11 protein-coding genes and 1 rRNA gene are annotated in these 13,384 nt (G+C 45.2%); 6 read left to right on the forward strand and 6 right to left on the reverse strand.

Annotated elements, in window-relative coordinates:
• Nucleotides 1–168, reverse strand: a 16S ribosomal RNA gene (locus F461_RS0106020); the annotation flags it as partial.
• 520 nt (nt 169–688) lie between these two features.
• On the opposite strand from F461_RS0106020, the gene rdgC reads away from it, so the two are divergent.
• The 5 genes from rdgC (at nt 689) to F461_RS0106045 (ending at nt 5,440) form a co-directional block, all read left to right on the forward strand.
• A complete protein-coding gene (gene rdgC, locus F461_RS0106025; RefSeq protein WP_020000248.1) occupies nt 689–1,303 on the forward strand; it encodes a recombination-associated protein RdgC in 615 nt (204 codons plus the stop codon).
• An 8-nt stretch (nt 1,304–1,311) separates the two neighbouring features.
• Complete coding sequence (locus F461_RS0106030; protein ID WP_020000249.1) at nt 1,312–1,842, forward strand: hypothetical protein; 531 nt, start codon at nt 1,312–1,314, stop codon at nt 1,840–1,842.
• Between the two features lie 90 nt (nt 1,843–1,932).
• Entirely contained in the window at nt 1,933–2,889 is a 957-nt protein-coding gene (locus tag F461_RS0106035; protein WP_020000250.1) for an ABC transporter permease, read from the forward strand.
• Entirely contained in the window at nt 2,889–3,725 is an 837-nt protein-coding gene (locus F461_RS0106040; RefSeq protein WP_020000251.1) for an ABC transporter permease, read from the forward strand. Before F461_RS0106035 ends, F461_RS0106040 begins: the two co-directional genes overlap by 1 nt.
• 113 nt (nt 3,726–3,838) lie before the next feature.
• Nucleotides 3,839–5,440 (forward strand): DNA repair protein RecN, encoded by a 1,602-nt coding sequence (locus F461_RS0106045; protein WP_020000252.1) that lies wholly within the window; start codon nt 3,839–3,841, stop codon nt 5,438–5,440.
• A 75-nt stretch (nt 5,441–5,515) separates the two neighbouring features.
• Here the strand turns inward: F461_RS0106045 and rnr are convergent, their stop codons facing one another.
• The 4 genes from rnr to F461_RS0106065 form a co-directional block, all read right to left on the reverse strand.
• A complete protein-coding gene (rnr, locus tag F461_RS0106050; protein ID WP_020000253.1) occupies nt 5,516–7,702 on the reverse strand; it encodes a ribonuclease R in 2,187 nt (728 codons plus the stop codon).
• A gap of 75 nt (nt 7,703–7,777) precedes the next feature.
• A complete protein-coding gene (lpxK, locus tag F461_RS17225; RefSeq protein WP_020000254.1) occupies nt 7,778–8,926 on the reverse strand; it encodes a tetraacyldisaccharide 4'-kinase in 1,149 nt (382 codons plus the stop codon).
• A gap of 129 nt (nt 8,927–9,055) precedes the next feature.
• A complete protein-coding gene (locus F461_RS0106060; RefSeq protein WP_020000255.1) occupies nt 9,056–9,763 on the reverse strand; it encodes a Bax inhibitor-1/YccA family protein in 708 nt (235 codons plus the stop codon).
• Between the two features lie 170 nt (nt 9,764–9,933).
• Nucleotides 9,934–11,232, reverse strand: coding sequence for a (Fe-S)-binding protein (locus F461_RS0106065; RefSeq protein ID WP_020000256.1), 1,299 nt, complete (start codon nt 11,230–11,232; stop codon nt 9,934–9,936).
• A 666-nt stretch (nt 11,233–11,898) separates the two neighbouring features.
• Here F461_RS0106065 and greA point away from each other — a divergent pair.
• On the forward strand, nt 11,899–12,372 hold the full coding sequence (gene greA, locus F461_RS0106070) for a transcription elongation factor GreA (protein ID WP_020000257.1): 474 nt from the start codon (nt 11,899–11,901) through the stop codon (nt 12,370–12,372).
• 119 nt (nt 12,373–12,491) lie between these two features.
• Here greA and F461_RS0106075 read toward each other — a convergent pair whose 3' ends face one another.
• Nucleotides 12,492–13,241 carry a tetratricopeptide repeat protein gene (locus tag F461_RS0106075; protein ID WP_020000258.1) on the reverse strand — a complete coding sequence of 250 codons (750 nt, stop codon included), beginning with the start codon at nt 13,239–13,241 and terminating at the stop codon, nt 12,492–12,494.
• Nucleotides 13,242–13,384 lie beyond the last annotated feature (143 nt).

Below are 13,384 nucleotides of genomic sequence, written 5' to 3' on the forward strand. Positions count from 1 at the left end.
TATTAGCAGTCGTTTCCAACTGTTGTCCCGTACCAATAGGTAGATTATCCACGCGTTACTCACCCGTGCGCCACTCTACTCATCTCCGAAGAGACTTTCGCGTTCGACTTGCATGTGTTAGGCACGCCGCCAGCGTTCAATCTGAGCCAGAATCAAACTCTCCAGTTTAATAATTCTGTATTGAATTGCCCGTTACCTTAGTAACGAACAACGCTAGCTGATCTCTAAATCAATCCGATTCGCTATTTAATTGTCAAAGAGCTTTCTAAAAGCTCCGCGCGGCTTTTCGGCCTTGCGTCGAGTTGGCGTTTATGCCACCTCGTTTTGGCTCCGTCAACAAGTTTTTAATTTTTAGTATCTTAAAAACTTGCAGACTACTGCTTGCTTTTCTGAAGCGCAGAAGTATTTTTTACGAAAATGACACCGTTGTGTCAACTAGTTTTCAAAAAAATACTTACAGCATTTTCGATTCGCAAACTGAGTCACTGCCTCATCAGCAGCGGAGAGGAAATCTACGCGCTTTTCTTCACAAGTCAACACGTTTTTTGTTTTTCTCTTATTTTTTTGTTAACTTTCTGTTTTTACACTGTCTTTTTTTTACTCTGTCACTCTGACCGCGTTGTATCTTATAATCTGGCGTACTATTCAAAGATGCGCTACACACTCCCATATACAAAAGGAGAGCAACATGGGCTTTTTAAACGCCAGTACTTCATTCACCCGATATAAGATTACAGAGCCTGTTCCTAAAGAGCTCTGGCCGGAAATTCCTGAGAAACTTCGCCAGTTTTCTTTCAAAGAAATTGAAGAGTCCGCAGAAGAACGCGGCTGGGGATGGGTCTGTTTTGACGACATGCTGGATTCTTCATGGCACACCGCACCGCCTGAAAAAGGGGCTTACCTTACCTTTTCTTTGCGCCTTGATACTAGACGTATCCCCGCAGCAGTTATGAAAAAACACGTTGCAATTGCTATTCGTGAAGAAGAGCGCAAGATCAAAGAACAGGGTAAAAAGTACGTTTCCCGCGAACGTAAGAAAGAACTAAAAGAACAGGTACAGCTAAAACTTCGCGCACGCACTCTTCCGGTTCCAGCTGAATTTCATGTAGTATGGAACATGCAAACGAACGACGTATACTTTGCTTCAACTCAAGCAAAAGTGTTAGAATTATTTGTAGATTACTTTGCACAGACTTTTGGTGTCGATCTCGAGCCGATGACTCCATATTCCCTTGCGATATCCCTTATGGGTGAAGACATCGCAGAAAAACTTGATACCCTTGAACCGGCTAACTTCGCATAGGAGACATCATGGCTGATTATCTTGGTCAGACTACAGACATTATATTGGGTCAGGACTTTTTAACCTGGCTGTGGTTCAGAAGCGAAGTCACGAACGGTAACTTCTCTTCTAAGGAAGGACGCCCATACAATTTATATGTTGAGCAGCGTATTTCCGTTCAGGGTGGTGAAGGCGAGACTCTGGAAACAGCAACTGTGTCCGGCAGCACATCCGAACTGAAGGAAGCACGTCTCGGGCTGTCTATGGGAAAAAAAGTTACGCGTGCATTGATTCGTATTGAACAAGACACAGAAGCGTGGCAACTTACATTAAAAGCAGAAGATTTTTCTCTTGGCAGTCTCAAGACACCAAAAGTTGAAAAAGCTGATGCCAATGAGGAAGATGATGTTGACGGTCCTTTCCTCGAAAAAATATATCTGATCGAAAGTTGTCTGACACTGTTGGACGATACTTATAGAACATTCCTTGAGACACGTCTTTCCAACGACTGGAAAGAAACTGTTCAAAAAATAGGACAGTGGCTCAACAACTCGGAGTAATACCCCACTATGGAACATGCGCCTACGAGCGAGATAACGCCTTCAGTTATCCTACGCCGCGTCTTATACAGAGTTTGTAAGAAGATTGGCATGACCATGCTGATTCTCTTCGGCATTACGGTCATAAGCTTTTGGGTTATTCATCTTGCTCCCGGCTCTCCTACCGATTTACAGACGACATTGAACCCGCAGGTGGGTGCGGCAGCCCGCGCCCGCCTCGAACGTCTGTACGAACTGGATCAGCCTCTGCATGTTCAGTATTATAGGTGGGTCAAACGCATAGCGCGCTTTGATTTCGGTACATCCATGTCCGGTGACCATCGGCCGGTATGGGATAAAATAAAAGAACGAATGCCGCTTACCATAGGCATGAACGTTACCTCACTGATACTCACCCTGCTTTTTGCAATACCTATCGGGGTGGGAGCCGCCTACTATCAAGGGCAATGGTTCGACAAAGCGAGTACAGTCTTTGTCTTTATCGGATTTGCTATGCCCGGATTCTGGCTTGCACTTCTGCTGATGCTCTACTTCGGCATCTACCTGCAATGGCTCCCTATCTCCGGACTAACCTCGCTGGATTACCACAACTTATCTTTCTGGGGAAAAGCGGGAGACCTGGCGAAACATTTGGCGATGCCGATCTTCATTTATACATTTGGCAGCCTTGCCGGCATGTCTCGATTCATGCGTTCCTCAATGCTTGAAGTGTTACGACAGGATTTTATTCTTACCGCAAAAGCAAAGGGACTGCCGTTGCGCACTGTTATCTATAAACATGCTCTCCGAAACGCCCTGCTTCCGGTCATTACAATCCTCGGCCTTTCCATTCCAAGCCTTATCGGCGGATCAGTTATCATTGAATCAATTTTTGCGTTACCAGGACTTGGGCAGCTTTTCTATGCATCTGTTCTCGCACGAGACTATCCTATGATTATGGGGAACCTTGTGCTCGGAGCGGTACTCACACTCGCAGGCAACATGATAGCCGACCTTTGTTACGGCCTAGCTGACCCTCGAATCCGTAATACAGGAGGTAATGCATAATGCTTCCTGTCACCTCCCGTGCTTTTTGGAGCCAATATGGGATGCTCATAATCGGCCTCGTCATTGTGGGAACCATGACGCTAGCCGCCGTTTTTTCCCCGTTCCTTTCACCTTTTGATCCAGACGCACTAAACCTTGACTACATCCTTCAACCGCCTTCTCTTGGTCATCTTATGGGGACAGATGCTCTTGGACGCGATATTTTCTCACGAATGCTTCATGGAGCACGCATTTCTTTATGGGTTGGATTTGTGGCTGTCGGTATTTCGATTTCTATCGGGCTTATACTCGGACTTATTGCTGGATATTTCCGAGGCTGGGTAGATGAAATCATTATGCGTTTTGTTGATGTGATGCTCTGCTTCCCGTCATTCTTTCTTATCCTTTCTGTTATCGCCTTCCTTGAACCGAGTTTAGTCAATATTATGATAGTCATCGGACTTACTTCATGGATGGGAGTCGCCCGACTTGTACGGGCAGAAACATTAAGTCTGAGGGAAAGAGACTTTGTTGCTGCGTCGCGCCTTACCGGTGCATCATCCACCCGCATAATCATACAGCATATCCTGCCCAACGCTCTTGCACCGGTGCTTGTTTCCGCGACTCTCGGAGTAGCCGGAGCAATTCTCACAGAATCTGCACTCAGCTTTCTCGGACTCGGCGTTCAGCCACCGACAGCAAGTTGGGGCAACATGCTTCTGGAAGGAAAACAAGTGTTGGAAATTGCACCATGGCTCTCTATGTTCCCCGGTTGCGCTATTCTTATCACAGTGCTCGGCTACAATTTACTTGGTGAAAGCCTTCGCGATCTACTAGACCCACGTTTGAAGCGCTAGTCTAATTGCTACGAACTACTTCCCATGCATTGCCAAAGTATGCTGCTCTGTATAAGAATACTCGCACGAAAGCTTTTTAAAATTTTTTAATTAAATAATTACAGGCAATTAGAATGCTCGAACTTCTCCGAATCCGTCATCTTGCGTTAATTGACGATATGGAACTTGAGTTTTCCGGCAAGATGAATGTTCTCACCGGCGAAACAGGTGCCGGCAAAAGCTTTATCTTAAAGGCACTCAATTTTCTAACAGGCGAAAAAATGCGCGCAGATCTTGTACGCGCCGGTGAAGAAAAAGCACAGGTTGAAGCTATTTTTCTTATCAATGATGAAGAGTACATCATCCGAAGAGAGCTAGTGGCAGCAACAGGCCGAAGCCGACTGTACATCAACGACAAACTGAGCTCACAAGAAACTATTCGAACGCTAAAACCTAAATTGCTGGTCCATACAAGCCAGCACGGTCAGCAACAACTGTTACAGCCAGCCTTTCAGGAAAAACTATTAAATAGTTTTCTTCAACGTCCCGATCTTTTTGAAAAACGAAATACTGTTGTAAAAACGTTGCGTGACATTGCTGCTCAACAGGATGAGTTACGGGAACGCGCGCGCAATCTGGAAGATAAGCGCGATTTTCTGGAATTTCAGCAAAAAGAAATTGCAAAAGTAGCTCCAGTTACCGGAGAAGAAGAAGAGCTCGAAGCTAAAAAGCAGGAAACTCGTGAGCAAGGTCTGGTTCAAGAAGCTGTAGATCACACATTAGGACTGTTTTATACAGACAGCGGCGGCTTGGCTGAAATGATCAGCCGTCTTGAAAACAGTCTTGATGACGTTTGCCGCTATATCCCGGAGTACCAGCCAGATGTTGAACGCATTATGGAGTTCCGTCACTCACTGGGAGAAATTGAAAGCCGGCTGCGCAACCAGCCTATGAACAAACCGGACGAAGATTCCATTGAAGAAATAGAAGCCCGACTTTACGAACTTTCGCAACTTAAACGTAAGCTCAACCGCTCTCTTGATGAGATCGTAAACATGCAGGAAGAAATTGAAGAAAATCTGACTTTTCTAGATACCTGCAACCTTGATCTCATCCTTCTTGAAAAGCAGGAAGATGAAGCACGCACTACACTTCAAAATATTTTACAGCAAATTAATGAGCTGCGTGAAACAAAGGGCAGCGAACTTTGCCGTGCCATTGAGACTGAACTAAAGACTCTCGGCTTCTCTGAACATGTTCACGTGGAGTTTGATTTTACTCCCACCGAAATTTATCCGGAATGCTTTGAACATAAAGCACGTCTCATATGGGTGCCAAACCCTGGACAATCGCCGCAGCCGTTGGATAAAATTGCATCCGGCGGTGAACTTTCCCGATTCTTACTCGCTGTTGTCGGACTCATGAACAAAGATGAGACACCTACGCTTATTTTTGACGAGGTGGATGCAGGCATTGGCGGCATTACACTTAATTATGTTGCAGATGCACTGACCAAGCTTGCGGAACGTCAGCAAATGCTGTTGATTACTCACTGGCCGCAGCTTGCAGCGCGTGCAGAAAAGCACTTCCTCGTACATAAAGATGTCCGGAGCAGTGCAACATTCACAAGCTGCGACGCTCTGTCCGAAACCGGCATTCGCCATGAATATGAACGGATGGCTGGCGGCGGACAACAAGGTGAGGCTCTCGCCCACAAACTGTTAGGAACTGGATAAAAAAAGGGCTTCACATACTGCATGTGAAGCCCTTTTCTACTTTCTTTTTCCTAAGGCATGTTATTCGGGAAGAACCTATTCGCCGTTCTCGTCAGAAGTATCTTCGCCTAAGGCGTCCTCTTCCCGTAACTTCAGATTAATTTCCATTCGAGCCAAGTTAACATCATAGAGCCAGACTTTTACAACCTGCCCTAATGCAAACCTGCGTCCAGTCCGCTCGCCTATAAGCTCATTCCGCTCTGAAAGATACACATAGTAATCGTCATCAATGCTAGACAACCGCACCATGCCTTCTGCCATAACTTCTTCCAGCTCCGCCCAGAAACCAAATTCTGCAACGCCGGAAATAACGCCTGTGAATTCTGCACCAACCTGAGTCAACATGTATAACGCAGTGATGCGTTTCAGAATTTCGCGTTCTGCTTCCATTGCCACACGTTCACGCTTATTAAGATGTTCTCCGATAGCCTGAACTTTATCTACACCACGGATATGCTCATACCCTTTTACCTTCAGCGCATGTTTCAGTGCACGGTGTACAATAAGGTCCGCGTAACGGCGAATTGGAGACGTGAAATGACAATAGCAGTCCGAAGCAAGACCGAAGTGAGTCTGATGAATGGCAGTGTACTGCGCCTGCATCATGGTTCGCAGTGTAAGCCGATGAACGACAAACTCCTGCTCGGTTCCTTCTGCAATTTTTAATACGACTTGCAAGTTTTCCGGCGTCGGTTCCTTCGGGAATGACTCACCAAGTTCAGTACGATGCAGCATCTTGAACAGTCCAGACAACTTATCCAGCTCAGGAGCCGGATGAATACGATACAGGAACGGAACCTCAACCTCGGTAAGGAATCGTGCCACCGCCTCGTTTGCGGCAATCATAAATTCCTCAATCATCATATGCCCGAAATGACGAATCTTTCGATCAATAGCAATCGGAGCACCGGAAACATCAAAGGTTATTTGTGCTTCCGGAACATCAAAATCAAGACTTCCGCGATCACTTCGCTTCTGTTTCAATAGCCTTGCCAGTTCCTCAGCCCTTTCAAGCATCGGTAAAACAGGAGAAATAACTGCTCGTTCTTTTTCATCCTTATCCAGCAAGGCACGCTTTACCTGACCATAAGTCAATCGCGCTTTACTCTGGATTACTGCCGGATAAAATTTAGACTTACCATAGGTTCCGTCTGCATAGAAGTATGTCTCAGCAACCATCGCCAAACGAGGGACTCGTGGATTCAAGCTGCATAATCCATTTGACAGTTCCACAGGAAACATCGGCTCCACAGACTGCGGGAAGTAGTATGAGTTGGCACGCTGAACAGCCTCCTGATCCAGCACAGAATCTTCCTGCACATAGTGGCTTACATCAGCAATTGCTACCCACAAACGATAGCCGTCACGCTGCTCTTCGACGTACACAGCATCATCAAAGTCACGAGCCGTCGCCCCATCAATGGTGACAAAATCAAGATTGCGCAAATCAATACGATCAACAAAATCTTCTTCAGATGGAACAGCAGGCAAGCCCTTTGCAGCTTCTGTAACTTCATCGGGAAAACTCATTGGAATATCGTGATTTATTTTAACCAGACGTTCCTGCACATTACCGTCTTCCTCGTCGCCAAGGCTTTCAAGAATTTCAGCGGCCCATAATCCGGCTTCAAGCTGCTCACGAGGTTCAACCACCAGCAATTCATTTTTACGAGGACGACGTTCAAGGACATCGCCTGTAGCAAGAATTGAGAAGGTTAGACGGGAGTCTGTCGGACGACAAATATAGCCGCTCTTACCCATTTTCTTAATAACACGGCAGGTAATTGTAGCTCGGGCACGCTTCAAAATCCGGACGATGCGTCCTTCCTGATTTTTACCTCTACCCCCCGGTAACAACGCTACAACAACAGTGTCGCCATGCATTGCATTCCCAAAGGCAGACGGGGCTACAAAAATGTCAGCACGACGTTTATCATCCAGCAGGACAAAACCTACACCGGAACGCTGCACCTGCAATTTGCCTGTGAGTAGGTGAAGATTTTTTGTTAATCCCCATGCACCACCGCGCAAACGGATTATTTTTCCATCTTTTTCGAGATGTTCAATCATATCCTCAAGATCACGCCTCCATCGCTTGCTTAAATGCAAAAAGCGATAAAAGTCATTCATCTTTATCGGACGTTTCACTTCACGAAAAAGCTCAAGTATATCTTTAGGTGAAATCGGGCATTCGCCGGATTTCGGTTTTCTTTTTTTTACCATTCTCTATTCTTATCCCTTAAACAATTGTTACAGGAAGTTTTATACTATCCCACAATGTTACAGGTTATTGTCATATTATTTTTCATTTTTTAAGACGGGACGCGGTGCAGACGTTGCAACAGCCGATTTCTTCGTTATTTTCTTTCTAGTACCGGAAGCATCCCGCATGGCATTCCATTCTTCCTGCCACCAGTCAGCAAATAATTTCCCCGTGAACATGGAATCACCAAACTTTGTGCTCAAAGCAAACGTCCAAACTTCAACCCCTAAGACCTCCGGAACCTTCACGGCGTCTTTAGGTGTGCATAGCAATGGCAGCCCTACGTTCCCCATCTCCGCAATTTCTGCCTCAGTGTATGCGTGATGATCTGCAAAACGCTGATGTTTGTAAGGAGAGCGGCCCATAAATTTTTTAGCTGTTTCTTCAACCTGCGCAGGTTCCCCTACCCCATTAAACAGAATATAATTTTTTAATATGACAGTTTGATGCTTTTCTTTTGCTTTTTCAAAGGCTTCAATCGCTGCTGCACTTACCGGAACAAGCTGTTGCGGTACCAGAGAAAAGCTGAATACTGGCACACCGAACTGAGCAAGCCTATCTTTTATAACACTTTTTAGTGGAGCAAGCGAGTCAACTTTTATCAAAAAAGCATGTGCGCGAGACAACGCACTTTGATCTTCACGCCATGAACCTGCGGGGATCACTCTATCCCACTCAGTAGTCAAGTCTTCTGGTTTAAGCAGAACCAGATTCAAATCACGTTTCACTGCCAGATGCTGAAAGCCGTCATCAAGTACCAAAAGTTCCGGTCGAAACTTTTTTTCCGCCCACGCTCCTGAACGTCTCCGAACCGGATCGACAACAATACGAGCTTTGCGGTGTGCATTGGCAAGCATAACAGGCTCATCCCCTGCCTGCGCTGCAGTACTTTCCGGAGTAACAAGATACGGAGTTTTTGGCGGTGACGCCTTATAACCACGGGAAAGAACCACTGATGAATAATGATTACGCTCTGCCCATTCCAACAGCCAGCTGACAACTGGAGTTTTTCCAGTCCCCCCCCAGCTGATATTCCCTACAGCAACACAAGGCGCTTTGGGGGAAAACTGCTCTTTTGCTCCCGCTTCGTACTGTTTACGTCGATACGACATAGCAAAGGAATAAATTTTACTAATTGGATATAAAAGTGGGAACAATGCCCGCTGGATCGGCAGTGAAGACATAAACTCTCCTGAGAGCTTTCAGTTTCAATAAGTAATGGATTAGGTGTCGGAAAATATGTCTCATGAAAAAAAAGGAGAGCCGTTGCAGGCCCCCCTTATTTAATCGTCTATGTGCGAATTTCTTTAATTTTAGTCTCTAGCTGATCCAAACAAACGAAGCAACATCAGGAACAAGTTAATAAAGTCGAGGTACAAAGTTAGTGCACCAAGAATAGTACCACGACGAACTGCGGTAGCATCGTTAGCAGGCATAGTTTCACCCATTTCTGCGAGACGCTGCGTATCGTATGCGGTCAAACCGGTAAATACGATTACGCCGATTGCGCTAATAACCAGTTCCATCATGGTAGAGCCAATAAAGATGTTCACGACGGTCGCGATGATAATACCGAACAGCCCCATCATCATGAAGCTACCCATGCTTGTCAGGTCGCGCTTGGTTGTCATGCCATACAAGCTCATTGCACCGAACATACCAGCTGCGGTAAAGAATGCTGAAGAGATAGTACTTGCTGCGTACACAAGAAGAATTACAGACAGGGTTACACCATTAAGCGCACTATACAGTAGGAACAACCCAGTAGCTGCACCTGCGGAAAGTTTGGCAATACGGGCACTCAAATACATTACAAGTCCAAACTCAGCAATAATCAGTGCGAAAAAGCTGAACTGGCTGCCAAAAACAAGCTGTTGAACAGCAGGAGTAGTTGCAGTTAAAAATGCACAGACCGCAGTCACAAGAAGACCCAGCATCATCCAGCCATAGACGCCACGAAGATACACATTCACAAGTTCTGCACGGCGTACATTTGGCGCTGCTGCATTTCGTCCTAACATTCCATCCTCCGGAATTATTTATATTCAGTTGATACCATTTTTTTAATACGTAAAAAATAAGGTATCAAGCCCACTCCCGTATTGCAAGCCTATCAGTACAGTGATCTATTTTAAAATAAAAAAGCCCGATCAGAAGATCGGGCTTTCTATGGGCGTACGGTGTGGTTCGACTATAAACCACAAGAGCGAAGATCTTCGCCAAGGTATATACGTTCATTCTCACCGAGAACACCGAGAGCAAGAGCAACAATCGTCCATAAATGAACAACATGGTAGCCTGCTCCGTAGTGTTCGGAGAGATCATGAATCTGAGAGTGACAGTTATGACATGGTGCGATGACATACGGTGCACCAGTATTAACAAACTGCTCGTTTTTAATCTTACCGTAATGACGGCGCGCTTCGGGGTAGCCAGCCTGAAGAGACCCACCACCACCGCCGCAACAGTAGTTATTGGATTTATTAGGCCATGTATCAATAAAGTTCTCTTCACCGACACACGTTTTTATTACGTAGCGCAACTCGTCCGCTGCAACATCGCCGTAGCCTTTACGAACGAACTGACAAGGATCCTGTACGGTAAATTTGACGTTATTAACGTTCCAATCTGAATTAACTTTCAGAACGCCCTCTCGTATCCAACGGGCGTAGAGACGAATAACGGAAAGTACTTCAAATTTAGGCTTAATACCAAATTTTTCCAATCCAGTACGGAATGAATAAAGCTCATGACCACACTCGGTGTTGAGCCAATACTTGGCACCAAGGTCCTCTACAGCCTTAACTGTATTTCGAACAATTGTTTCCCAAGCTTCATCATCAGCTGCGAACATACAATAGTTCTCACCGGCCCAGCCTACAGAGCCGTAAGTCCAGTCGTCACCGGCGCCGATATTCATGATTTTCCAAAGAGGAACCATTTCTTCAGGCTCAGTTACCGGCTCACGAGAGTTCTGGTTGAGGAAGTAGGTTTTTCCGAATGCATCAAAAGGTACTTTGAGATCTTCCATACCTTCCTGTTCGGTCTGTACTTCTTCAAGAACGTCTTCAACTACAAACTTAAAGTCTTCAGAGGAAGCGCCCATTGCGCTGTGGCCAGGGTTACGTAAGGCCACGTCACAAGAGTCAACAATACCTTTCGGGCGGTCTTCACGTGGCCAGGCCTGACGAGCCTTGTACACGAGTTGCGGAATGTTAATCTGCATAGGGCAGACATACGTGCACCGTTGACACATGGTACACATCCATACCCAAGGGGTGGTGGTGATTTCTTCATCCATTCCAAGTGCGGCAAGACGCAAGAATTTGCGTGGATCCATATCCTCAAGCCCTGTTGCGGGACAGCCTGCAGAGCAGGCACCACAAGTAAGACACATGTTGAGGTTACCACCTTCCGGCAGTAATTGGGCTACACTTTCTATGAAAGAACCACCGCACTCCTTCTCAGGATGCTGCTTTGAATCTGACATATAAAAATACTCCTTAACCGCTTTGCGCTGCTCTTTGTGTTGCGTTTTTTTTTAACAAAGCGGCTGACGCTCTATTAAACTGGGTTAGCATTGGTGACAAGATAACAAACGCAAATTGCTTCACAATTAATTTTTCCTGCAAAGCACATACGTTTTCTATTGTCATTGCTCAATGGTCACAGACCCGCCTACATTTTTTACACCATTTAAAAATTAATAAAAAATGTATAAAACATACTTAACTAGGAGGTCTAATGGGCACTAACCCATAGTGGTTACACGCATTTTAAAAAGGCGCACCAACTATTTTGCATTATATTGCATGGCGGTTTTCCAACCTCATAGCAGTATTTTTGCGTTCCGTCATACTGATTATCGATGAAACCGGTTAACTTTGCATTTAATTGACATTGATGCGGCTTTATTGATATTTTGACCTTCAAATGAATTGTTCATACAATCAATATCCATGCGAAGATACTTTCAACAAATAACCTTTTATTTTCTGGGGTATTCTTGTATCTTCCACAACTAGAGACTTGACCACTCGCGAACTATGTTCTACCTCAGAATTTCGCCCGCCATGTCGGGCGCTTTTTCTTGTGAAGAAAAAACGGCCTCCTGTTAGCCGGAAAATGCAGGAAAGAATTTTTTAAGGGAAAAATGATGAGTAGTATTCCTATTTCAATTGAAGGCTTTGAAAAAGTTAAACAAGAGCTTGAGGCTCTAAAAAAAGAGCGCCCAGCAATCATTCAGGCTATTAAAGAAGCCCGTGAAGAAGGCGACCTGAGCGAAAACGCAGGGTACGATGCTGCACGTGAGCGTCAGGGTATGCTCGAAGCACGTATCTCCTACATCGAATCTCAGATGTCTCGCTACAACGTTATCGACCTTAAAACCCTCGGTGGCGATAAAGTAACTTTTGGCGCAACTGTAGAAATTGAAGATCTCGATACTGGCGAAGTAAAAAAATATACCCTGCTCGGACCAGATGAAGCTGACTATCAAAATGGCAGTATTTCTGCGCTTTCCCCTGTTGGCAGAGCAATGCTCGGCAAAGAAGAGGGCGACGAATTTGTTGTAAACGCACCTAAGGGACGTATCTCTTACGAAGTAGTTTCCATCGAGTTCAATCACTAAGCAGCACGGTAGCCCCACCGGGCACCACCGACGTTCTCTATCAAGAGAAAAAGCCATGCCTCATCACATAATTGCGTGATGAGGCATGGCTTTTTTTACGTCGAGAGAGTCAGACAGATTTACACTGCGTGACTTAGCTTTTTATCTAGGATTTCAAGGGCCTTTACGGCTTCAGCAAATTCTGGATTCACTTCTACAGCCTTAGCCAGCATGACCCGAGCTTTTTTATATTCTTTTATTTCAACAAGCACCCGCCCCATATTATAAAGCAAATGTTCATCCAATGCTGAAAGTTTTTGTGCTCTGCTATAGAATTGCAATGCCTGATCATACATTTTATTTTTACGAAGTTTGATACCAAAATCGTTAAACATATGTTTATGCTCTTCAGCAAAGGCCGCTTCCATTTCTACCAGCTTCGAAAAAACTTCCTGCCCTTTATCTATCTCGTTCCGTTCTAAATATGTTAGCCCAAGACCAAATGTCGCACGAACATTCTCCTCGTCCATATCCAGAACCTGAAGATATTCAACCTCAGCCCCATAGGGTTGTCCATTCACACGCAGACGGTCACCTCTGGCAATCCCCTGAGCAACCTTGCGCATAGCCGGATAAATATTTTCTTGGTAAAATGCCGGTTCAGGTAAGTACTCTGCCATAAGAGTCTCAAATGAAACTTTGTCGTACTTTTCAAATGGGATATGGTTCTTGTTCAGCTTCCATAAGATAATGTCTCCATTACCTTCCTGCTCTGCATATAACATTACAACGATTTTATTTGTCCGCTTCGTTGCACCAAAGCCCACCCGCACCAGTTTTTCAGCAGAAAACGCCCCCCGAATAGGCTGTTTCTGATGGCTACCATCCATATGCATCCCTCTAGCTAATCAAAAAAAGCTTACTACTGCCTACAAAAATAGAATAAATAATCCAAACAGTCTCGTTATGCCGTTACATAATCATGCTAACGGCCAGTTGTCATCCTTTTATGATACAATTTCCCGAATTGAAG

The organism is Halodesulfovibrio aestuarii DSM 17919 = ATCC 29578, from assembly GCF_000384815.1.
GTDB classification, from domain to species: Bacteria; Desulfobacterota; Desulfovibrionia; order Desulfovibrionales; family Desulfovibrionaceae; genus Halodesulfovibrio; species Halodesulfovibrio aestuarii.

Bases quoted from the DNA above. Each gene is read 5' to 3' on its own strand.
- lpxK (WP_020000254.1), bottom strand. From the start codon at position 8,926: ATGTCTTCACTGCCGATCCAGCGGGCATTGTTCCCACTTTTATATCCA.
- F461_RS0106030 (WP_020000249.1), top strand. From the start codon at position 1,312: ATGGCTGATTATCTTGGTCAGACTACAGACATTATATTGGGTCAGGAC.
- greA (WP_020000257.1), top strand. From the start codon at position 11,899: ATGAGTAGTATTCCTATTTCAATTGAAGGCTTTGAAAAAGTTAAACAA.
- rdgC (WP_020000248.1), top strand. From the start codon at position 689: ATGGGCTTTTTAAACGCCAGTACTTCATTCACCCGATATAAGATTACA.
- F461_RS0106045 (WP_020000252.1), top strand. From the start codon at position 3,839: ATGCTCGAACTTCTCCGAATCCGTCATCTTGCGTTAATTGACGATATG.
- F461_RS0106075 (WP_020000258.1), bottom strand. From the start codon at position 13,241: ATGGATGGTAGCCATCAGAAACAGCCTATTCGGGGGGCGTTTTCTGCT.
- F461_RS0106040 (WP_020000251.1), top strand. From the start codon at position 2,889: ATGCTTCCTGTCACCTCCCGTGCTTTTTGGAGCCAATATGGGATGCTC.
- F461_RS0106035 (WP_020000250.1), top strand. From the start codon at position 1,933: ATGACCATGCTGATTCTCTTCGGCATTACGGTCATAAGCTTTTGGGTT.
- F461_RS0106065 (WP_020000256.1), bottom strand. From the start codon at position 11,232: ATGTCAGATTCAAAGCAGCATCCTGAGAAGGAGTGCGGTGGTTCTTTC.
- F461_RS0106060 (WP_020000255.1), bottom strand. From the start codon at position 9,763: ATGTTAGGACGAAATGCAGCAGCGCCAAATGTACGCCGTGCAGAACTT.
- rnr (WP_020000253.1), bottom strand. From the start codon at position 7,702: ATGGTAAAAAAAAGAAAACCGAAATCCGGCGAATGCCCGATTTCACCT.